Here is a 229-nt window from a genome sequence, read left to right on the forward strand (position 1 = left end):
CCGCTATGGAGAGCTTCTTCTCGCTGCTACAAAAGAACGTCCTCAACCGCCGCCGCTGGACCACTCGTGACGAACTGCGGATCGCGATCGTCACCTGGATCGAACGCACCTACCACCGACGCCGACGGCAGAACGCACTCGGAAAATTGACTCCCACCGAATACGAGATCATCATGTCCCAAACCGCCAACCAGGCGGCCTAAAAACTGTCACCTGATCTTGCAGCAGA

General features: G+C 57.2%; 1 protein-coding gene. It reads left to right on the plus strand.

From position 1 onward, the window contains the following. The coding region (locus AD72_RS33540; protein WP_156365505.1) for an integrase core domain-containing protein at positions 1 to 203 on the plus strand (203 nt) is incomplete at its 5' end. Positions 204 to 229 lie beyond the last annotated feature (26 nt).

The sequence above is a fragment of the Sciscionella sediminilitoris genome (assembly GCF_000737195.2).
GTDB lineage: Bacteria > Actinomycetota > Actinomycetes > Mycobacteriales > Pseudonocardiaceae > Sciscionella > Sciscionella sediminilitoris.